Consider the following 23228-nt stretch of genomic DNA (forward strand, 5'->3'; position numbering starts at 1 on the left):
TTTTTAAGGTATGAACTGCATTATTCATTTTAATTATATCTTTTTCTTTACCTTAATGTAAAATAAAATACACAAAAAGAGGAACATTATGAATGTACTTATAACAGGTGCCTCCGGCGGTATCGGTAGAGCCGTTGCAATAGAGTTTGCAAAACATAAATATAATATAATCGGATGCGCAAAAACAAATGCCAAAGGACTTGCAGAAACAAAGAAAACAATTGAAGATACAGGTGTAAAATGTTATACAAGTATTTGCGATATCACAAACGAAAATGCCGTAATAGATTTTATATCATCCTCAACAAAAGAAATAGGGTCTGTAGATATACTGGTAAATAACGCAGGTATATCCTTTATCGGTTTGATACAGGATATGTCAATAGATGAATGGAACAATGTAATTAATACTAATCTCACATCAGTGTTTTTAATGTCAAAGCATATAATTCCTTATATGATAAAGAAACAAAAAGGGCATATTATAAACATTTCATCCGTTTGGGGTAATGTAGGTGCATCTATGGAAGCAGCATATTCAGCATCTAAGGGCGGTCTAAACAGTTTTACAAAAGCACTGGCAAAAGAGCTTGCACCAAGCAATATTTTAGTAAATGCAGTTTCTCCCGGATTTATCAATACTGAAATGAATAAATGTTTTGATAAGGAAGAATTAAACGCTATACTTGACGAAATACCGCTTGGAAGAGGTGGCGAAGTAGATGAAGTCGCCGAGTTCGTCTACAAAATTGCAACATCCAAATATCTTACAGGACAAATAATCACAATAGACGGCGGATGGACATAAAATGAAGGCTATCATACACTGCAGGATTAATTATAAGTCATTCAAATCAAGTCTTTCCTGTAGCATTTATGATAGCCCTTTATATATAAAGATATAATATCTTTATATCAATATTTGAATATATCAAATATTACCGATATATTCATAGTTACTTCAACAATCTTTTAATGATTTAATTATAAATAGCAACTAATTTTATGTCAATATCCCCTTTATAACTTTGTGAATATTGTCCTTATAATATCTTTTCTTGTATGAATCTTGTACAAATATATATGCGCTTTTTTATTGATAATATACCAATAAAACACGAATTTGAAAGTTACTTTTTGATAAGCTTCGGCGAACTTTATCTTGCTAATCCATTAAACAATCCACTATTTATTTTATTAAAAAGGATTATCACCATATTATTATGTGATAATCCTCTTTAATATTTATTACATACCCATCTCTTCTAATATATCAGGAATAATTTTATATAAATCCCCTGTCATTCCTATATCTGCAATATCAAAAATAGGAGCATTCTCATTAGTATTTATTGCTATAATCAGATCCGAGTTTTGCATACCTGCTACATGCTGTATAGCACCTGAAATTCCACATGCAAAATATATACTTGGCTTTACTGTAGTCCCTGTCTGACCAACCTGATAAGCATGATCAATCCAACCTGCATCTACTGCAGCCCTTGAAGCAGCAACAGTACCACCGAAAGCTTTTGCCAGTCTTTCCAATAACTTGAATCCTTCAGCATTTCCAAGGCCCATTCCACCCGAAACAATTACCTTTGCATCTGTAAGTGAAACTTTTTCCTGTACAGTTTTTATTACTTCCAATACCTTTGTTCTAATATCTTCGTTTTTTAATTTTGTCTGTACCTTTATAAGTTCTCCCTTGGCACCATCTACTCTTTCAGCCTTTTCCATTACGCCCGGTCTTACTGTAGACATTTGCGGTCTATGATTAGGGCAAACTATTGTTGCCATCAAGTTACCGCCAAATGCGGGTCTTGTCTGCATAATTCCTTTAGTTTCTTCATTTATTTCAAGCTTTGTACAGTCTGCTGTAAGACCTGTATTACAGTTCACAGCCAGACATGGACCCAAGTCTCTACCGATATGAGTTGCACCGAGTAAAACTATTTCCGGCTTATATTGTTCTATAGCATCACCTATTGCTATTGAATATCCGTCTGTAGTATATTGGTTCAGTCTTTCATCCTCAATATAATATACTTTTTGAGCACCATGTGCAAAAAGCTCATCAACAATATTTGTAAGATTGGATCCGCAAACAACAGCACATAACTGACAACCTCTTGCATCTGCCAGCTTTTTTCCTTCTCCCAAAAGTTCTAAAGCTACATCCTGTAATTGTCCCTGTCTTTGTTCAGCAAATACCCAAATATCATGATATAATGATAAATCATGCTCTTCTTTTTCAACTTCATCTTTTACTATAGCATCAAATGGGCATACTTCTATACATGTTCCACAGCTTGTACACGCGATTCCGATAACTGCCTTTTTATTTTCCATAGTAATAGCATCAAACGGACAAGATTTAACGCATTTAGTACATCCTCGACAATCTTTTTCGATAACTACAACTGACATATTCTCCCCCTTAAATCAAATGTTTTTCCTTAAGTTTAACAACGAGCTGCTTTGCCATATCTTTATTACTTCCTTGAAGCATTTCACCTTTTCCCTTAACAGGGGGTGTAAAAGATCTAAATACCTGTGTTGGAGAAGCATTCAGTCCACAATCCTTCGGATCAAGTTTTACATCTTCATGATTATATATTTTAATATCTTTTTTATAAGCATCAACAATCGCACCGACACTCATATATCTTGGCTCATTTAATTCTTTTACGCAAGTAAGGAAGCAAGGTAATTTCACTTCTATGACTTCATAACCGTCTTCCAACTGTCTTTGTACTTTTATTTTATCTCCTGTATATTCTACAATTTTCTGTACATATGTAACTACAGGAATTCCAAGTCTCATAGCAACCTGTGGTCCAACTTGAGCAGTATCTCCGTCAATAGCCTGTCTACCTCCAAATATAATATCCACATCACCAAGCATCTTAATACCTGCTGCAATTGTTGTAGATGTAGCACAGGTATCGGCACCACCAAATGCCCTGTCACTCAAAAGAACTGCTTCATCTGCACCCATAGCAAGACATTCTCTAAGCATATATGTTGCTTGTGGAGGTCCCATGCTTATAACTGATATTGTAGTATCTTTATATTCATCTTTTAGCTGAAGTGCGGCTTCTAAAGCATTTGCATCATCAGGATTCAATATTGAAGGCACTCCTTCTCTTATCAATGTTCCCTTAACAGGATCAATTCTTACTTCATTTGTATCAGGAACCTGTTTAGCACATACACATATTTTCATTTGTATCCTCCGTTATTTCCTTAGTAGTTTTGAGCTGATAACAATCTGTTGAACCTGACTTGTTCCCTCATATATAGTAAATACTCTACAATCACGATACATTCTTTCAACCTTATAATCTTTGATATATCCGTATCCACCATGTATCTGTACAGCCTTTGCAGCTATTTCATTACAAATTTCTGTTGCATAGAGTTTTGCCATACTGGCAGCCATACCCGAATCCTGCTTTGTATCCATCATATATGCAGCTCTATATGTCAATTGCTTTGCCGCTTCAAGTTTTGTTGCCATATCCGCTATTGTAAATCCTATAGCCTGGAATGCGCCTATGTTCTTTCCGAACTGTTTTCTTTCTTTTGCGTATTTACACGCCTCTTCCAAACATGCTTCAGCAACACCTATTGCCTGTGATGCAACACCAAGTCTACCTGTATCAAGTGTAGCCATAGCAAGATTAAATCCTTTGCCCTCTTCTCCAAGCATGTCTGATTTATGCACTCTGACATTTTCCATAACGATATCAGATGTTGCACATCCTATAAGTCCCATCTTGTCTTCGTGTTTTCCGCAACTGACACCTTCCTGTTTCATATCAATTACAAATGCACTTACACCTCTTGTTCCCTTTGTCATATCTGTTTTTGCAAAAACAACTGCATAATCTGATAAAGGAGCCATTGTTATAAAGCATTTTCTTCCGTTTAAGATATAATAATCTCCGTCTTTTACCGCTGTTGTAGTCATACCTGCAGCATCAGATCCTGCACCCGGCTCAGTTAAAGCAAACGCAAGTTTCTTTTCACCTTTAACAACCGGAGTTAGATACTTTTTCTTTTGCTCATCATTTCCTGCTATCAACAACGGCCCACCTGAGAGCGAATTAGGGCTTGATACATATATACTGGCAACACCTGATGCCTTTGCTATTTCTGACATTACAAGGACATAGCTTCTTGCATCCGCTCCTTGTCCACCAAGTTCTTTTGGAATCTTTATTCCAAAGAATCCGGCCTTAGCCATCTTCTGCAATACTTCCTCCGGAAATACCCCTGTCTCTTCCACTTCATCGAGTAATTCCTTCGTAAGTTCTTTCTCAGCAAAATCTTTTGCAAGCTTTCTAATCAATTCATGTTGTTCTGTAAAATAGCATTCTGACATTGATTTTCTCCTTTGTCTAATATTCTATTAATCTTATTTTTTAATGCGGCAATATCTATCTTTCCATTTGAGGTAGAAGGGAAACTATCAAATCTAAAAATTTTTTTTGGTAATTTATATTCCGATAAATATTGTTTCAAATAATCAATAATATATTCATCTGAAATCTCCCTGTCTGTAACAATACAAAGAGCTACCTCTTCCTGCACTATTTTTTCAGGAATACCACATACCTTTGCATGTTTTATGCCGTCTATCTTGTATACAACTTCTTCTATTTCCATTGGTGATATTTTTTCACCAAGTTTTATAATAACATCCTTTTTTCTGGCCTTTATGTATAGATTACCGTCACTGTCTAAATATCCCAAATCTCCGGTCCTTAGCCATCCGTCATTCGTAAATATCTTTTCGTTTTCAATAGGATTATTATAATATCCCTGCATAACATTGACACCTTTGACCAATACCTCGCCACAGAGTATATTTTCTCCCTCTTTAAGAACGAAATCACTGTCAATTTTTACGCTTACACCCTCTATCGCTTTTCCGCAATGAATAGGCATATTTTCTATATCAGTGTCCCAATCAGATACTGTTACACATGGTGATGTCTCGGACTGACCGTATGAAGTTAACAGTTTCATCTTTGGAAACATAGCAAGAATTTTTCTGTAATCATTCAATAGTATAGGTGATCCGGCAATAATCCCGCTCTTCAAACCGAAAAATTTTCTGTCTCCGTATTTTTCATAGAAAATTAGAAACATACTTGGAACACCACTGAGAATATTACACTTTTTAGTTGTTATTGCTTCAAATACCTTTTTATTTCTAAAATCACCAATTATATATACACCGGCCTTACTTACTATTCCTGAGATTAATCCTGCTGTAAGCCCAAAGCAGTGAAACATAGGTACACATATACACATCTTATCTTCACTGTTCCAATGCAATGCCTTAACAATAGAGCTTGAGTTGCTCAATATATTCTCATGACTTAACATAACCGCCTTTGGCATGGAAGTAGAACCTGATGTGAAAATTATACATGCAGTATCTTTTGCATTAATATCAGCATTACAAGCCTTAATATCACTTGAAAATATTATATTATCCTTAACTTCACTGAAACAAATACACTTAACCTTGTCACTACATAATTTATTCATAGTAGTGATATTATTATCATATATAATACATTCAATATCACAGTGTTCTACAATTTTTTTAAGTTCACATGTTTTCCATTGAGTATTTAATAATACAGGTATACCGCCAAACTTTAAAATCCCCAGAAAAATCTCAGCCCATTCAATACTGTTCTTACCGGATACTCCAATGTGACAGCCTTTTTCATATCCCATTTTTAGAAAAATTTGTGCAATGCTATCTGAACTTTTATCCAATTCTTTCCAGGATAAACTCTTATTCTCATCCTCGAGCGCTATATTATCAGCATATTTAATCGCATTATTTTTTAATACTTCAATAATATTTACAAACATTTTCCTACCTTTAAAATCAATGAGATACTTGTATACAAGTTAAATTGAGCTAAAAAAGGACTATAAAGTCCTTTTTTGCTTTTTTACTTTTTTTCCCAGATGTACAGAGCATTAGTATCTATGAGCTTATCTACATCAGAATCGCTATAGCCTATTTCTTTCAGTACCTCTCTTCCGTTCTCACCGATAAGTGGACCTCTCTTATAATCAGGCGCTCCCATCTCTGTAAACTTTACAGGAAGTCTAACCAATCGTCTTGTATTTCCATTTTCATATGTCATATCATAGAAACAATTGTTCGCCTCAGCCTGCTTATCATTTCTGATTTCCATCCAGTTTTGTGCTAAAGCAAACGGAATATCAGCCTCTGTAAATACTGTTCTCCAATACTCCATGTCCTTCTTATTGATAGCTTCCATTACAATATCATATACTTCTGTTCCAAGTTTATTAGCCTGTAAGCTTTGAACCGGGAAATACTTATCACTTTCTACCAAATCTTCTCTGCCGATAGCTGCCATAAATTTCTTATAATAAGTATTGTAGTCAGGCATACATGTTTGGATAAATCTTTCATCCTTTGTTCTCCAGGCTGCATTGAAAGGATTGGCACTTTCTCTTACATCTATAGGATAGTTTTGTGCTATTCCTTCATAGTTCGATGCTTGAATCATCATTCCGAAATTAAATATAGCACTTTCAAATAATGATGTTTCAACCTTTTCACCAACTCCCTTAACTTTTGCCTGATAAAGTGCTGCAAGAATTCCTGCAACCAGGTTCATTCCGACATTATGGTCTCCAAGTCCCGGTACTACATTCATAGGAACGCTTCCCTTTTGTCTTAGGGAATCAAGGTATCCACCTCTTGCAAAGAATGCTGTAAAGTCAAATCCCGGAAGGTCCTTATCAGGTCCGAACTCTCCATATCCTGTACAAATAGCATAAACAAGCTTAGGATATCTCTTCTTAAGTGTTTCATAGTCTAAACCTGCTCTCTCAAGTGCCTGTACTCTCCAGTTTGTTATAAGTACATCTGCAGTGTCCAGAAGTTTAAAGAATGCTTCCTTTGCCTCAGGGTTTCTCATATCCAAAGAAATACATCTTTTATTTCCGTTTTCAAGATCCCATGTTGTATTCTCATACATATCAAGAGGTCTGCCCTCACTTGGTGCTGTATATCTTAGCGGATCTCCTTTTGCTGATTCAATTTTTATAACATCGGCGCCCAAATCAGCCATAAATCTTCCTGATGTTGAAGCTGCAATAAATGTTGCCAACTCAACTACTTTCACGCCCTCTAAAGGTTTACTCATCTTTCTTCTCCCTTTTTAATTTACTCTTCATCAAACTTTGTAACAGCCATATGAATAAGATAAGGTATCATAATTACAGGTATTGTAAGATAACCTAAATACTTATATCCAACTGCAACTATCTTGTTTAAACCTAACTGTGCAATAAAGAATGCAAGTAATGTACATACTAATGTAACAACAATAACATTTACACCCGGTTTATTATTAGGATCAAAATTCTTATCAATAGATGAACAAATTCTGTTGCTCATTCCGGCAATCATATTTACTGCGGTTGATACAGAACCTAAAACAATAAGTATTGAAATCATAGGTCTTAAGATATCAGGTGCAAATCCTTTATTTACAAGGATAATAAGAGGAATAGATTCCTTAGCAAAATCAGGTTCATTTATAATAGCTGTAAGCCCAAGAACTGCAAGTAAGCATATAAAACCGTTTACAAAAAATCCGTATACCATTGATGTCCTTGCCAAATGATGAGAATCAAAAGGTTTAGCATGCTGTACAAGCAAACCTATTGCACCCAACTGGAATGCAGCATATACAATACCCTTTATCAAAGCAGGTCCGACAGGTGCAGGATTTGCAATCTCTGCTGAAAGATTTGACATTATGTCTCCCCACTGCATAACAATATTAGGTATATAAACAAGAAATAATCCTGCAACTATTAAAACTGAAAGTGTTGATGCCACTTTTCTAACAACATTTGTACCGTAAACAGCAACAATAAAGATAAATAAGCCTGTAAATATTGTTCCGATCCAATGATGAATTCCAAAGGACTTTTCCATTGTAGCTACACCGGTTGCAAAAGCTGCTGCAGGTGCTACACAAATGGTTACTATATAAACCAATTCATATAATGTACTGAAAACTACAGCCAAAACATCTCCGGCCCTTTTTCCGAACTTATCATTAAATCTATAGAAGCTCTTATTGAAACTTGCATAGTTATATAATTCATGTTTCTTAGCATATTTAAGTGCATACCACTGATAGAATGCACCGATTGCTTGAGTAAGAATACAGGTTACAAATGCCCATATTCCGAAGTTCAAAAAGAATGCTCTCAACTGGTTTCCTGATGCAAAACCGCCACCAAACTGAGTTGTAAACCATACGAATGCTACGCCTATCACCACAGGCATTTTGTCCTTATTAATCATGATGTTCCTCCTAAATCAACATATCTGCAAATGTTTGTAACATAGTATTTGCTTGCTGATAATTTTTCATTTGTCTGTCCACTTCTATATTTATATGTGGAATACCTGCCTCATCTGCCGCTCTCTTTATTGGCACATAATCAAATTCTTCAGGATCGCAGAATTTAGTCATAAGAACTACTATACCATCTGCTTTTTTCTTCTTAGCTTCTTCAATTATGAAGCTTACTCTTTTTTTATCTCTGTCATACAGCAGTGAACAATTATCCATTTCTGAAAATTTCTTTGCTAAAGCATATAAATCATTTCCATTTGTAATGTCTGTTCTATATTGTCTTGATTCATATGCTATATCATCACCTACTATCTGCAGATTATTACTGTCAAATATATTAAGTAAATCCGGTGCATCAGCCAATATACCTGTTGTGTAAACTCTCAGCTTCTTAGAAATCTTTCCTTCTTTTTTAATAAGCTCGATAAATTCCTTAACAAGTTCTGTATGCTCTTCTTTAAGCATAAACCATGCACTCTTAAACACTGCACTTCTGTCTGCTGCAGATACTTCATAATCTTCTGAAATCTTTGAGAATTCTCTCATTACCCTATTATGTTCATTATAGATTTCATATGTTTTTTTGAGTTTACTCTCATCAAACTTTTCACCTGTGATATTCTCCAAGTCATTTATTACTCTCTTATACATTTCAACAGTAAAATCAACCGCATAATCGGGTTTTCTGTTTTGTGGGTAAGTCATCGGTATAAACGGAATATCTTTCACTGCATATTTCCAGTTTTGTCCTAAAGTTTTAAGCGAATCGCAAAGTGACGGAACTACTATTGCACTTACTCCGGAATATTTTCCTTTTATTCCAAGTTCCAATACAGTCTGCATTATTGAGCAAATAAATGCAGGATAATATTTCTTTGACTCGTTTATTTCAATATCCGCTCCCCATACTCCCATCGGTACAAATCCAAAAGCATGAATTATCTCCTCAGGTGTATATACAGGTGCAACAGCTATAACTTTCTTTCCTTCTGAAAGGTATTTGTCGAGCTGTTCCTTTGGAGACACACTAACCTTTTTTAAAGTTTCTAAACAATGCCACATAGTCTCCCCCTTAAATTTCCTTATTTACTTCCATAATTTCTGTCAAACCTTGAACTCTTGTATCATATTGAGCCTCGGAGAAGTTTCTTGGATCAGCCTGATCTCCGTCAAAACTTACAACAGGAATTCCACACTCCTCACCGATTTGTCTGCTCATCTCAGACATAAATCCCGACCAAAGTTTACAAGATCTGTTTGTATGTACAAGAAGTCCTTCAACACTGTTATCTTTACAAAGCTTTGTTCTCTTATCTCTTGCATGTTCTATATTCATACAGTTAGGAACATTTGCATATGCCCTGCACATTCCATCAAAGTCATCATAAATAAATCCGAAAGCATCAGCATATATAGTTGTAACCATATTTATTCCACGACTCTTAAGTCCGGTAGCTGTAGCACGAAGCCATGGCCAACATGCTATACCTTCAAACATAATTCTGTATTTTTCTTCACCCTTAAATGTAGACTCACCTTTTTCATGATTTTCTTTATACTCTTTAAGCAAAGTCTCCATTGCCTCCGCCGCTTCAAGCTTTCCTCTGGCTGTAACCATAACAGCCATATGATTTAATAAATCAAATCCGTTAAACGGTGAAGGTGAGTATTTAGCTGTAGCAGTTGCCTCAAGCCATGCTCTGGAGCTTCTTCCTGATATTTTTCTTACTTCTTCGTATCTTTCATTGCTCCACTTTTTACCTGTAATCTCCTCTAATTGATGTATTGCATCCCAGAATTGATTTCTGATATAAGCTGTCATTGCCTCTGAAACTTCATAATCAGGGTTAAAAGGAATATCTATCATAATCATAGGAATATTCAATTCTTTAGCAATGTTCTCATACCATTTAATCATACAGTTACATATATTATTACAACATAGAACGAAATCCGGTTGTGGCATATCTTGTTCCGGTGCTTCCTTAAGCTTCATATATGCAAGAGATATTCTGGCATATGCACATATATCATTAGAATATCCGTCGCCTTCACTCTCACTACACATTCGTTCTCCACCACCTCTGGCTGCAATTCCGGCTGCCTGATTTTCAGGATAACATACATATAATCCTAATGTTTCAGGAATCTCTACCGGAAAGTTACTTGCGCACCATCCTACCAATTCGCCTCGCTTTTTAGCCTCTACGCAGTCACTGTATGCCTTTGCTGCTATCTTACCCAATCTGGCTTTTGCACTGTTTGGATCTATAGTAGGCTTTTGTTTTTTAGCTTCTTCCACTGGTTTCCTCCTACTTTTTAAAATAAAAATTTATGACTTTTTAAAGCCGTATATTGCGGCTCCAAGTGCTCCCATAAGTTGAGCGTTCTTACTAAACACTATATCTACACCAAGTTCTTTACTCATAGCATTTCTAACACCTGAGTTTTTAGCTACACCACCACTCATACATACTTCTTCAACTATTCCGACTCTCTTAGCTAAAGCTGCAACTCTTATCGCAACAGATTTACATATTCCGGCTACCAAGTCCGGTATATTCCTTCCTGTAGCAAGCTGAGATATAACCTCCGACTCCGCAAAAACTGTACATGTACTTGATATATTTGCAGGATTATCAGATTTTAACGCCTCAATCTCCAACTCGTCTATTTGGAGATTAAGAATATTAGCCATCACATCAAGAAATCTTCCTGTTCCTGCAGCGCATTTATCATTCATAACAAAATTTGTCATTTTACCGTTAGCTGCAAGTGATATTACTTTCGCATCCTGTCCACCGATATCTATTACCGTTCTGACATTAGGAAACTCTTTATGTACTCCAAGTGCGTGGCACGTCAACTCACTGACTTTGTAATCAGCCAAATCGTAGTTCATTCTTCCATAACCTGTAGCAACTACCGACTTAATATCTTTTAATTCCAACTTTGAAGAGTTTAGTACATTTTTTACAGCTTCTTCTACACCGGCTGTTCCCACAGTTGCTACAACTATTGAAGAAGCTACTATGTTTTCTCCATCCTCCAATATTACAGCCTTTGAAGTAGTTGATCCGATATCAACACCTAATGTGTACATAAATTTCTCCTTTATATCTTGTCTACTAGTATACAAGTAATCCCAAAAATAAATGTGTTAATAATATAACTAACATCTATGTTATAATATTATCAATTCTTAATATTTTTGTAAATATGCATTTTTACCATATTTACATGTATTTTTTTATTTATTTTTTTATCTATTTATTATTTTATATCATTTTTTGTATATTTAGTATATTATTATAATTTCTCGCCATAATATTGCACTATAATATTAATGCACTTCAGATCCATGTAGTAAACTTTACCATATTGATAAAGATTGCAAAACTTAAGCTTTATTTTGCGTTTTTTATGATATAAAATATTTGGGATATTGCTTTATTGCACTTTCATATATATCTGTAATTGTTTCTAAGTGTGCAGCCATGCACTCTTGTGCTTTATAAAGGTCATTACTCTTTATCCCTTTTACTATATTCTTATGTTCCTCTACAAGCTCATGTATACGATTTGCAAACTTAACATCAAAGTTTCTCCACCTGGAAATGTGAAGCATAATATCACTCAGAATTACAACTAACGCGTATCTGTTCACACTGTCTATCATAGTTTTATGAAATTCGCTATCAAGTATTCCAAATCTACGCGAATATGTCTTCTCATCTATATACTTCTCTTCTTCTTCAATATTCTTCTCAAGCTTTTTTACCAATTCCAGTCTCGCAGACTCATCCAACTTGGTAAACATCTCATATATAACTTCTTTTTCTACCGCTGTTCTAAGCATTAACAGATCTGATATATAATTTAAATCAATTTGTGTTACATAGGTACCTCTCTGAGGTCTTACTTCTACAAATTTCAGCTGTGCCAATTTTGTAAATGCATTTCTTATTATAGATCGTGATACACCATAATCTATGCACATTTGATTTTCACTTATAAGTTGTCCCGGTTCAAGCTCAAGCCTTATAATCCTTTTTAAAATACTCTTGTAAACTTCTTCGGCAGTATACACCTTTTTCTCTTCTGTCATTTTATTTATCCTTTAAAACCATTTATTAAACTGATTTATTATGTTTCTTAGTAAATTATACTACAAAAGTTGATTTTTTTCTCAAAAAAGATCAGGTATGTTTCCATACCCGATCTACATCTGATTCACCTTATTTTTATTCTACTTCAGGGTGTTCCTTTTTAAACTTCGCGTTCTTTATAGGAGCCACAACTGCCAAAGGTATTACAAGCAAGAATACACAAACTCTACCAATCCAACCATAACCTACAGCTATAAGCTTTGTAAGTCCTGCAAATGACAACAATGTAGCTATCACAATTGAAATGAGTGATATAATTATTCTTCTTTGCTCGATATTTAATGATTTAAATCCAACTTTCTCAAATCTTGTTACAAGTCCAAATACTACTCCTACACCTGTTGATACAAATGCACAGAACAATATAACTGAATATGCATATAACAAAATTGGTGCATTTAAAAATTTAGCTATATTGAAAATCGGAAGACTCATACCATCTTCAAGTTGTGTGAGCGCATTCATATTTCCCAGTATCATTATGGCACAAAGTGCTGTCATAAGACCGTTTATAACAGTTCCAATTATAGCAAATCCCATACATTTTTTTGTTGTATCAAGAAGTTGAGATGTACTGATAATAGATGCAACTACCAAACTCTGAAATCCGGCGTACAACAATCCGTTCCATATTGCAGTTCCTAAAGATCCTTCTACATGCTTTGTTGCAGCAACTTCACTTATGCCTGCCTGTCCAAGTGACAATCCCGGAATCAATAGTGCAATAAGGCAAACCAAAATCATAATTGTTATAATTGTAGATGCCTTTCTAACAAGTCCTGCTCCGAATATAGTCAGAACAAAGAATATCGCTCCTGTTATTATACAACCGATGTAAAAGTTCAATCCCCAAAGGCTTGCAAACAACTTTCCTCCACCTGCAATTGCAATACCGGCACCTACTACAACCAATACGAAGAAAGCAATATCAAAAAACAATTTACCTGCAGATGAAAATGGAGCATATAAATGATGTGCCAATTCATCATAACGGAAAGCTTTGTGATTCTTAGCCATTACTGCACCATTATAATAGCACCATCCCAAAAGTATTATTACCAATGCAGGCATAAACAGGGCGGTAAATCTATACTTTACAAAATACTGTACAGTTTGATTACCTGTTGCAAATCCACCACCTACATGTGTGCCAAACCAAACCGCTGCAACTGAAAACATTGCCCCTAAAGCTGATTTTTGAGAAGTATTCTTATCCATATACTTCCTCCTTAACCTTTATTAAATAATTCTTCTAAACGAGCACCATCTTTTAAAAGCTCTATTAGTTGTGGGACTACTTCATATATATCTCCTACAATACCATAATCAGCTACATCAAATATAGGTGCGTTGGGATTTGTATTAATAGCAACAATAATTCCCGAATCCTGCATACCGGCCAAATGCTGTATAGCACCTGAAATACCACATGCAATATACACTTTTGGACGTACAGTTGTTCCTGTTTGCCCAACTTGTCTTGATCTGTCAATCCATCCTGCGTCAACTGTAGCTCTTGAAGCACCTATAGTGCCTCCCAAGATATCTGCAAGCTCCTTTAATAGTTTAAAACCGTCCGCATTCTTGATTCCCATTCCACCTGATACTATAATATCCGCATCAGTTAAAGGAATCATATCCTTTTTAATTTTTATTATATCTAATACTTCTGTTCTTATATCGTCCTCGGATAAATCAACCTTTACGTCAATGATATCTCCTGTTTTTGATGTATCTTTTATAGCCTTATCCATAACTCCCGGACGAACTGTACACATTTGAGGTCTTGTTTCAGGGCAGATAATAGTTGCCATCAAATTACCGCCAAATGCAGGTCTTGTCTGCAAAAGCTTTCCATCTTCCTCATCTATTTTAAGCTTTGTACAATCTGCAGTAAGTCCTGTGTTAAGTTTTGAAGCAATTCTTGGTGCCAAATCTCTACCTATATGGGTGGCTCCAATAAGAATTATCTCAGGCTTATACTCTTCTACTGCCTTTTCCAACACCTTTGCATAACCGTCTGTAGTATAATTGTGTAATAACTTATTATTTACATAATATACCTTATCAGCACCGTGTTGTATAAGCTCAGGTATCAAATCATCAACATTATCTCCTGCAAGAAATGCACATAGCTCAACGCCAATCTTACTTGCGAGTTTCTTTCCTTCTCCCAAAAGTTCAATAACTACAGGTGTAAGTACTCCCTGACGTTGTTCGGCAAATACCCACACTCCTTTAAATGATTTTATATCTCTGTTATCCATGCTTTCCTCCTATCAGATAATGTGATTATGTTTAAACTTGATAGCCAATTGTTCAACCATATCTTTTACGCTTCCTTCAAGCATAACAGAATTTCCCTTAGCCGGTGGAGTAAAGGATTTATATACTCTTGTAGGAGATGCCTTAAGACCTACATCTGTTGGTGATACGTCCAAATCATCAATATTCCAACGTGTTATATCCATCTTCATAGCTTCGAATATTCTATCAACGCTCATGTATCTTGGACTGTTTAATTCTTTAACAGCAGTCAACATAGCCGGTGACTTTACCTTTATTACTTCATATCCATCTTCCAGCTGTCTTTGTACTGTCACAGTGTTATCATCATTTAATACAATATCCTGCACATATGTTATCTGTGGAATTCCAAGTTTTTCTGCTGTTTGTGGTCCTACTTGAGCTGTATCTCCATCTATTGCCTGTCTTCCACCAAATATAAAATCATAATCTTTCAATTTGCGACATGCTGATGCCAATGCATTTGATGTAGCCCATGTATCTGATCCGCCGAACGCTCTGTCTGAAATCAAATATGCTTCATCCGCACCCATAGCCAAGCACTCTCTAAGCATGTTTTCAGCCTGTGGCGGTCCCATAGAAATGACACTTACTATTGTATCAGGTAACTTATCTTTTATTGTTAACGCTGCCTCCAAGGCATTTGCATCATCCGGGTTTAAAATACTAGGTACACCATCTCTTATAAGCGTATTTGTTTTAGGATCTATACGCACTTCTGTAGTATCAGGTACCTGTTTTGCACATACTATAATTCTCAAAATAAATCCTCCATGTTAATTAAAATAAACTATAAGCTTGTTATTTTATCACTTTTTTATCACATGGCCTGCAATAACCATTTGTTGTACCTGTGATGTTCCTTCGTAAATTGACAAAATCCTTGCATCTCTATATATTCTCTCAATAGGATAATCCTTGATATATCCGTATCCTCCATGGAGTTGTAGTGCTTTATATGCAACTTCGTTTGCTGTTTCTGCTGCATAATATTTTGCCATAGCTGACTCAAGTCCAGGTACTCCGCCACTATCTTTTTTCATAGCTGCATCATACACAAGCAATCTTGCAGCCTGAACCTTTGTAGCCATATCTGCAATGGTAAACTGCGTATTTTGGAATTTTGCTAAAGGTCTATTAAACTGAATTCTTTCTTGAGTGTACTTTATCGCTTCATCTAATGCTCCTTGTGCAACTCCAAGAGCCTGTGCTGCTACTCCAATTCGTCCGTAATCCAATGTGTTCAGCATTATCTTAAAGCCACGGCCTTCTCCTCCAAGTAAATTAGACTTAGGAACCTTTACTTTATCCAATATAATATCTGAAGTCTCTGTACCACGAATTCCCATCTTATCTTCATGTGCACCGACTGAAAAACCATCCCATTTAGATTCAACTATAAAAGTACTTATCCCCTTAGTTCCCTTACTTTTATCCGTCATTGCGGAAATTATTGCAAAATCACAAATAGGAGCGTTAGTTATAAAACATTTTCTTCCGCTTAATTCGTAATATTCACCCTTATCAATAGCAATTGTCTGTCCTGCTCCTGCATCTGATCCTGCTCCGGGTTCTGTTAATCCAAAGCTTCCAATGTATTTTCCTTCTGCAAGTGGCCTTAAATACTTTTCTTTTTGTTCAGGTGTTCCAAAGTTTACCAAAGGAAGTGCAACAAGAGATGACCCTGCTGTAATATATGTTCCTGTAGATGCACATCTCCTACTGATTTCTTCCATAATTATGGCATAAGAAACATAATCTGCTCCTGCACCACCGTATTCCTTTGGAATTATTGATGAAATAAACTTATACTTTACCAGTTTATCAATAACTTCCTCCGGGATTTTCCCGGTTTTATCAACCTCATCGGGATAAGTAGACATCTCTCTTTCTACGAAATCTCTGATAGTTTTTCTTAACAATTCGTGTTCTTTTTTTAAAATCATATTACCCCCGCTTTTTTAAAGCATTTCAGCAAATGTTTGTAATCTTGTCCTTATTTGTTCAATGCTACCTGACTCCTGGTCAATTTCAATTGTAACAGCCTTTAATCCTGCATCATGAATATCGTCCAACAAAATAGGAGCATCATACTCTTCTGTATCACAGAATTTTAAAAGTGCAAATACAACACCTTCCGCATCTCTATCTTTTGCAAGCTTAGCAACCATCTTTCCTCTAATTCTAAAAGGATCATATGCGAAAGAGCATCCTTCTATTTCTGACCACTGTGTTGCAATGCTTAAGAGCGCATTTTCTTTTCTTGGCACATCGGTTCTAAACTGTCTTGTTTCATGAGCAATATCATCACCAACAATCCTTAACGCGTTAGACTCCATAATTTCAAGAATTTCTTTGGAATCCAGAATGAATCCTGTTGTTATTATCTTGTGACCGTCATACTTTTCTTCAGGTAATTTTTTTAACTCATCATTGATGAGCTTTACCTTTTGTGTATGTTCTTCCTTTAACATAAAGTAAGCTGACTTTATTATATGGCTTCTTTGTACATTATTTATAGAATTAGGATGTTTTGCTGCCAACTCAACAAACTCTCTCATAGTCTTTCTATGCTCATTGTAAATATCTATGCTGTTAAAAATTGCTTCCTCAGATATTTCTTTTCCACAAACCTTCTCTAATTCTTTTTTTACGTTCTCAAGTTCAGAAACAAGATACTTTACACCTGCAGATAATTTTCTATTCTGTGGGTATACAAGTGTAATAAATGGAATATCCTTAATAGCAGCTTTCCAGTTTTGTCCCAAACAAATCAATGTATCATCCATACCCGGAATAATAGCTGCGGACAATTGATTATATGTGCCTTTTAATGCTAATTCCATACACGTAAACACTACAGAATTACAGAATGCAGGAAAATATTGTTTGGCCAGATCTAATGTAACATTTTGTCCACCCCAAATGCCTACCGGCAACATACCTGCTGCATGAACCAGCTCTTCAGGTGTGTATACAGGTGCAACTCCAACTGCTTTGCTTCCTGTTTTACTCAAATAATCAGCAACCGCTTCTCTTGGATTTTCAGCAACATGTTCCAATTCACTTATTAGATTATCAATTGTTGTCATCTGCCTTACCTCCATTTTCTTTTTGATGTTCCATGACTTCTACTAAACCTTGAAGTCTTGTCTCAAATTGTGCGTCTGAAAAAGCTCTCGGATCGGCTTGATCTCCATCAAATGAAGCATATGGTAAACCTGTTTTTTCATGTACTTCTCTAGCCATTTGATATTGTATAAAGCTCATAAGCTTACAGCTACGATTCATGTGGTAGAATACACCCTCACAGTTTCCGTCTTTAAGAGCATTTACTCTGTAATCTGTCATCTTATTCAAATCAACATTGTTGAACATACTACAGTATGCTCTTGCTAATCCGTCAAGATCATTCTTCTCATATACTAAAGCCCATGCATGAGGATAAACGCTTCCTGTCATGTTTACACCATATTTTCCAAAAGACTTCATCTTGTATCCGATATATGGCCAACACGGTATTCCTTCCATCATTATTCTATACTTTTCTTCACATCTGTTAGAAGTTGTACCGTTCTTTATATGTTCTTTAAGTTCAGAAATAAGTAGCTTAAAGGCCTCTGTAGTTTCTTTCTTCCCTCTATAACAAACTATAACTGCCATATATGAAAATAAGTCAAATCCATTCATTGGAGCAGGATATACATCTTTTGATAATGACATTGACTCTTTCCACAACTTGCCGTTTTCGGATGAAATAGCCATAACTTCTTCTAATTTTTTAGGATCGAACTTCTTTCCTGAAATTTTTTCCAATTGATTTGCAGCTTCTTTAAATTGCTCTACAAAATAGTCAATACGACTCTGGCTCACTTCTCCTGAATTATTATATGCCGCATCAATCATTATTAGAGGTATATTAAGCTCTCTTGCAAGACTCTCATACCATTTTATAACTTCATTACAAATATTATTACAACAACACACAAAATCCGGCTTCGGCATATTAAGATTTTCAGATCCGCCGTTTTCAAGTAATCCAAAATTTGTTCTTGCATATGCACATAAATCAATAGAATATCCTCTTGATTCAGCCTTTTCCTGTAATGACAATGACTCCTTTTTAGCTGCTACACCGGCCGCCTGGTTTTCCGGATATAACAAAGGTAATCCAAAACACTCTACAATTTCCTGTGGAAATACAGATGTAGACCAACCTACCGGAATTCCTTTTTCTTTAGCCTCCCACGCCTCTTTGTAAGACTTGGCTAAAAGACCGTTAATCATCTTCATCGCAGTGATTTTATTTTCTTCTGCCATTTTTCCTCCTTTACTTATTATCACTTATTCAATGCTTCGAATGCGAAAAGAGCTGCACCTAAAGCTCCTGTCAACTGAGCGAGTTTAGGAACTTCTATATTCTTTCCAAGCGCATCTTCCATAGCCTTCACGACACCTATGTTTTTTGCCACTCCACCAACCATGACAACTTTATCCTTTATACCAACTCTTTTTGCAAGTGCTGCCACTCTACCTGCTACAGAAATATGGATTCCGGCTATTATATCTTCTTTATTAACACCTGCAGACAAATGTGAAATAACTTCCGACTCTGCAAATACTGTACATGTACTGCTTATATTAACAGGTGATTTTGACATCATTGAAATTTCACCCAACATTGAAACCTCTGTTTCCAATACCCCTGCCATAACATCTAAGAACCTGCCTGTACCTGCTGCACATTTATCATTCATGACAAAATTAGATAAATTTCCATTCTTGTCTAATAAAAGCGCCTTTATATCCTGTCCACCAATATCAATAACTGTTCCTACATCCGGAACAAGAAAGTGTACTCCTTTAGCATGACAACTCAACTCACTAATCTGCTTTTTTGCTCCCTGATATGTCATTCTTCCATAACCGGTTACAACAACAGCCTCCATATCACTTTCTAAAAGATTACTTTCCGTTAACAATTTTTCCTTTACACGTTCCGGTCCACTGGTGCCTGTGCCTGAGGTAATAATTGCCGTACAAACGATTTCTTTACCATCCTTTAGCACGACTCCCTTTGACGCAGTAGAGCCGAAATCCAATCCCATTGTATACACTTTTCTACCTCATTAATTATGATTAATTTATAACTTTGTTTTCTCTGAGTTTGTTAAGCTCATCATCACTGTATCCTGCCTCTTTTAATACTTCTACTGTATGTTCTCCAAGTAAAGGTGAAAGCTTGTACTCTTCCTTTTCTCTCTTTGGGAATTGTACAGGATTTGTGAACATAGTTCTTTCATTTCCATTTCTGTATTTTATTTTAATCAAGAAGTCATTATCCCAACACTGCATATCATTTGCAATATCAACTGGAGTCTGTAACTTTTCAAATGGAATACCTGCTTTTTGTAATCTCTCACACCATTCATTTATAGGACGTTTTGCAAATTCAACTTCCATCATATCTACAAATTCTTCAATATAATTTACAACACTTTTCATTGTGCTATATTTAGAATCCTTCAAATCCGGACGTTCTATTACTATATCGCAAAATCCCGGGAACCACTTGTCGTATTGGAAAAACGCTAATTGCAACCAATTTCCATCAGAACACTTATATGTAGTATTAAGTGGATTTGGAGGATTCTTACGTGTTATCGGCATATTGTATCCATACTGTGCCGCATTAACATATAAGCCTAATCCAAATACAGCTGTATGGAATAAAGACACTGTTACTTTTTCGCCTTCTCCTGTCTGACCTTTATTATACAGAGCAGCCAGTATACCTGCTGTAAGGTTCATTCCAGCATAATGATCACCTAATGCCGCCGCTGAATTACATGGAGATGTATCCTTCTCCATAAGACTTGCTGCTACTCCACCTCTTGCAAAATATGCTGTATAATCAAATGCCGGATTATCCTTTGCAGGCCCTTTTTCACCATATCCCAACAAATGAGCATATATAACATGTGGAAGCCTCTTGTGAACACTTTCATAGTCTAAACCGCTTTTAACCAAAGCTTTTTCTCGAGTATTAGTCAAGAAAATATCAGCAGATTCGAGTAATTTAAATATTATCTCGACTCCCTCAGGTGTTCCTGTGTCAACTACAATACCCTTCTTTCCGGAGTTTTCCATCTCAAATAGTGGACATTCATCTTCTCCGGTAGGAAAATTCCATTGCATTCCTACGGCTCTAGTCATATCTCCAAATGCAGGTTCAATTTTTATTACTTCTGCACCCCAATCTGCTAAAACTCTACCGCTTATAGGTGCTGCAACAAAATTCGCATATTCGATGACTCGTATGCCTTCTAACAACTTTCTTTTACCCATATTTCAAATCCTCCTTATATAAATATGTGAAAATTGTACTTAAATTTATTATATATGCAAAAATAATTATCGTCAAGTAATATATACATTGATATAATATAATCTATATTTTACTATTTTTGTAAAATATTGTTCATTCTTATAATAAATTATATATATTTTTGCAAAAAGTGTTTTTCTTTTTTTGCATTGTTTATTATGAATTCGCATATATTATTTTTTGATTATTAGTCTATATATTTAAGTATTTTGATGCCTTATTCAAAGCTTTTATATATTTTTATATCGAAAATATATAAATAAAAAAAAGAGGGATAAAACCCTCTTTTATATAGTAGTAAATATTTAACTTTAATACTGTGATCCGCTCTCTGCGAACACATTTCCCTGATACTGTGCATCACCGAAACCGAGAATAATCTCAAACACGAACGGTAAAAAGAATAAGCCTACTGCAAATCCTACATCATATCCGAAAGCTTTTGCTTTCCAATAGCAGAATCTTGCTCTTGCAACAATGAAGAGTACCAAGAACGCAAAGCTTACCAGACCGAATAGGAAACCGATAAATCCACCGATTTCTGCTATCAATGCTACTATTCTTGAAAGAATGAATGCACACCAAAAGTAAATAATATACTTCTGATCCCATGTCTTTCCTGCGTAAAGATAATCATTATAAAATGGAATAATTGATTTCCATCCTTCAATATTCATCTTCTCAAAGGCCTTGAACATTCCTACAACTGCAAGTGCGTAGAAAATAAACCAAAAACAATTAACAAAGAACTGCAATACACCCATAATTTTGCCTCCTAAAACAGTTTCTTGTAGTGATAAAACGCATTAAATTTTTATCAATACTTTTTAAAGTATATAGTAATTTTTATTATTCCGCAACAAATTTATATTCTAAATTTTCTTACTTTTTTATAACATTATTCTTATTCATAAATAATTTCATCTTGAATTCCGGCTTTACTTTAATACAATTCATTTATAGCCATTTTATATTCTTTCAGTCCACCGGATTTTCTTATCTTTTTCAGTATTTTTACATATCTGTCATCATCACCCATTATCATTCCCCAGATTTCTTTGAGTTTAAATAAAGTATTTCTTTCTCCGAAACCCAAAGACATATACTCTTCAACTATATCATCCAAAAATTCTATCGTCCTTCTAATACAGATAGTTTCTATGTTTTCCTTTATGGACTCGGCCAGTAGAGGATTTCTTACCAAACCCCTTCCAATCATAATTCCTGTAACTTTCTCATCAAATATTTTTGTTTTCAAATCATTGACATCGTCTAATGTCTTTATATCACCGTTATATATAATATTCTGTTTAAAAGTGTTGCAGGCTTCTGTAAATGAAGGCAAGTGTATATTATTTTTATAAAAATCACTTCGTAGTCTCGGATGAATTATTATTTCATTAAAATCATATTTTTTATATACTTTTAGTAAATCATCCCATTCTCCATAATCCGAAAAACCTATTCTTGTTTTTACAGAAATTGTTATATTATTTTTCTTCTCAAATATTTCATAAAAGAATCTGTCTAAAGCTTCAGGGTCCTGTAAAAAACCTGAGCCACGACCCTTTGATGTTACTGTTCCTGAAGGACAACCAAGGTTTATATTGAATTCACTATAACCCATCTCCTCAATTTCATCTGCAAGCTTTAAAAAATCTTCTGCACTGTTTGTAAGTATTTGCGGTATCAGATATTGTCCCTTATTGTATTCTGAATTCAGTTCCATCAATTCGGATTTTGAAAATCCTTTTTTCATATGTGGTGTAATGAAAGGTGTAAAGAATTTGTCCACTCCGCTAAAATGCTTTATATATACCTTCCTGAAAACATAGTTTGTTACACCTTCCATAGGTGCCATGTATATCTTCATAAATCTCCTCAAATCAAAAAATAGAGGGCAAACAACCCTCTATC

Annotated in this window: 21 protein-coding genes; 1 reads left to right on the plus strand and 20 read right to left on the minus strand. The window is 35.2% G+C overall.

Annotated elements, in window-relative coordinates:
- Positions 1-88 precede the first annotated feature (88 nt).
- The gene (gene ymfI / locus HMPREF1140_RS08730) at positions 89-808 is read left to right on the plus strand and encodes an elongation factor P 5-aminopentanone reductase (protein ID WP_009663524.1); all 720 of its coding nucleotides are present in this window, start codon (positions 89-91) and stop codon (positions 806-808) included.
- Between the two features lie 440 nt (positions 809-1248).
- Here ymfI and HMPREF1140_RS08735 read toward each other — a convergent pair whose 3' ends face one another.
- The 20 genes from HMPREF1140_RS08735 to HMPREF1140_RS08830 all read right to left on the minus strand — a co-directional run bounded on the left by HMPREF1140_RS08735 (position 1249) and on the right by HMPREF1140_RS08830 (position 23184).
- A complete protein-coding gene (locus tag HMPREF1140_RS08735; protein ID WP_035620198.1) occupies positions 1249-2430 on the minus strand; it encodes an electron transfer flavoprotein subunit alpha in 1182 nt (393 codons plus the stop codon).
- A gap of 10 nt (positions 2431-2440) precedes the next feature.
- The gene (gene etfB, locus HMPREF1140_RS08740; protein ID WP_009663490.1) at positions 2441-3229 is read right to left on the minus strand and encodes an electron transfer flavoprotein subunit beta; all 789 of its coding nucleotides are present in this window, start codon (positions 3227-3229) and stop codon (positions 2441-2443) included.
- A gap of 12 nt (positions 3230-3241) precedes the next feature.
- On the minus strand, positions 3242-4390 hold the full coding sequence (locus HMPREF1140_RS08745) for an acyl-CoA dehydrogenase family protein (RefSeq protein ID WP_009663489.1): 1149 nt from the start codon (positions 4388-4390) through the stop codon (positions 3242-3244).
- Positions 4354-5901 (minus strand): class I adenylate-forming enzyme family protein, encoded by a 1548-nt coding sequence (locus HMPREF1140_RS08750; RefSeq protein WP_009663427.1) that lies wholly within the window; start codon positions 5899-5901, stop codon positions 4354-4356. The genes HMPREF1140_RS08745 and HMPREF1140_RS08750 overlap by 37 nt, the downstream gene beginning before the upstream one ends.
- A gap of 83 nt (positions 5902-5984) precedes the next feature.
- Complete coding sequence (locus HMPREF1140_RS08755; RefSeq protein ID WP_009663439.1) at positions 5985-7217, minus strand: CaiB/BaiF CoA transferase family protein; 1233 nt, start codon at positions 7215-7217, stop codon at positions 5985-5987.
- Between the two features lie 20 nt (positions 7218-7237).
- Positions 7238-8392 carry a YkvI family membrane protein gene (locus HMPREF1140_RS08760; protein WP_009663472.1) on the minus strand — a complete coding sequence of 385 codons (1155 nt, stop codon included), beginning with the start codon at positions 8390-8392 and terminating at the stop codon, positions 7238-7240.
- 10 nt (positions 8393-8402) lie between these two features.
- Positions 8403-9509 (minus strand): 2-hydroxyacyl-CoA dehydratase subunit D, encoded by a 1107-nt coding sequence (locus HMPREF1140_RS08765; RefSeq protein ID WP_009663502.1) that lies wholly within the window; start codon positions 9507-9509, stop codon positions 8403-8405.
- A 10-nt stretch (positions 9510-9519) separates the two neighbouring features.
- Positions 9520-10749, minus strand: a complete 1230-nt coding sequence (locus tag HMPREF1140_RS08770; RefSeq protein WP_009663420.1) for a 2-hydroxyacyl-CoA dehydratase subunit D — start codon at positions 10747-10749, stop codon at positions 9520-9522.
- A 30-nt stretch (positions 10750-10779) separates the two neighbouring features.
- The gene (locus HMPREF1140_RS08775) at positions 10780-11550 is read right to left on the minus strand and encodes an acyl-CoA dehydratase activase (protein WP_009663496.1); all 771 of its coding nucleotides are present in this window, start codon (positions 11548-11550) and stop codon (positions 10780-10782) included.
- Positions 11551-11868: 318 nt separating this feature from the next.
- Positions 11869-12555, minus strand: coding sequence for a GntR family transcriptional regulator (locus HMPREF1140_RS08780; RefSeq protein ID WP_009663453.1), 687 nt, complete (start codon positions 12553-12555; stop codon positions 11869-11871).
- Between the two features lie 136 nt (positions 12556-12691).
- Positions 12692-13834, minus strand: a complete 1143-nt coding sequence (locus tag HMPREF1140_RS08785; protein ID WP_009663442.1) for a YkvI family membrane protein — start codon at positions 13832-13834, stop codon at positions 12692-12694.
- 11 nt (positions 13835-13845) lie between these two features.
- Positions 13846-14883 carry an electron transfer flavoprotein subunit alpha/FixB family protein gene (locus HMPREF1140_RS08790; protein WP_009663525.1) on the minus strand — a complete coding sequence of 346 codons (1038 nt, stop codon included), beginning with the start codon at positions 14881-14883 and terminating at the stop codon, positions 13846-13848.
- 12 nt (positions 14884-14895) lie between these two features.
- Positions 14896-15684 carry an electron transfer flavoprotein subunit beta gene (gene etfB / locus HMPREF1140_RS08795; protein ID WP_009663447.1) on the minus strand — a complete coding sequence of 263 codons (789 nt, stop codon included), beginning with the start codon at positions 15682-15684 and terminating at the stop codon, positions 14896-14898.
- Between the two features lie 48 nt (positions 15685-15732).
- Positions 15733-16869, minus strand: coding sequence for a putative isocaproyl-CoA dehydrogenase AcdB (acdB, locus tag HMPREF1140_RS08800; protein WP_009445643.1), 1137 nt, complete (start codon positions 16867-16869; stop codon positions 15733-15735).
- A 15-nt stretch (positions 16870-16884) separates the two neighbouring features.
- Positions 16885-18015 (minus strand): 2-hydroxyacyl-CoA dehydratase subunit D, encoded by a 1131-nt coding sequence (locus HMPREF1140_RS08805; RefSeq protein ID WP_009663428.1) that lies wholly within the window; start codon positions 18013-18015, stop codon positions 16885-16887.
- Positions 18002-19243: a 2-hydroxyacyl-CoA dehydratase subunit D gene (locus tag HMPREF1140_RS08810; RefSeq protein ID WP_009663532.1), complete on the minus strand. Its 1242-nt coding sequence runs from the start codon at positions 19241-19243 to the stop codon at positions 18002-18004. The genes HMPREF1140_RS08805 and HMPREF1140_RS08810 overlap by 14 nt, the downstream gene beginning before the upstream one ends.
- A gap of 20 nt (positions 19244-19263) precedes the next feature.
- Positions 19264-20040 (minus strand): acyl-CoA dehydratase activase, encoded by a 777-nt coding sequence (locus HMPREF1140_RS08815; protein ID WP_009663507.1) that lies wholly within the window; start codon positions 20038-20040, stop codon positions 19264-19266.
- A 22-nt stretch (positions 20041-20062) separates the two neighbouring features.
- A complete protein-coding gene (locus tag HMPREF1140_RS08820; RefSeq protein ID WP_009445639.1) occupies positions 20063-21271 on the minus strand; it encodes a CaiB/BaiF CoA transferase family protein in 1209 nt (402 codons plus the stop codon).
- 351 nt (positions 21272-21622) lie between these two features.
- The gene (locus HMPREF1140_RS08825; RefSeq protein ID WP_009663534.1) at positions 21623-22075 is read right to left on the minus strand and encodes a DUF5684 domain-containing protein; all 453 of its coding nucleotides are present in this window, start codon (positions 22073-22075) and stop codon (positions 21623-21625) included.
- Between the two features lie 179 nt (positions 22076-22254).
- Positions 22255-23184: a tRNA dihydrouridine synthase gene (locus tag HMPREF1140_RS08830; RefSeq protein ID WP_009663436.1), complete on the minus strand. Its 930-nt coding sequence runs from the start codon at positions 23182-23184 to the stop codon at positions 22255-22257.
- Positions 23185-23228 lie beyond the last annotated feature (44 nt).

It is taken from the genome of Lachnoanaerobaculum sp. ICM7, assembly GCF_000287675.1.
Taxonomy (GTDB): Bacteria; Bacillota; Clostridia; order Lachnospirales; family Lachnospiraceae; genus Lachnoanaerobaculum.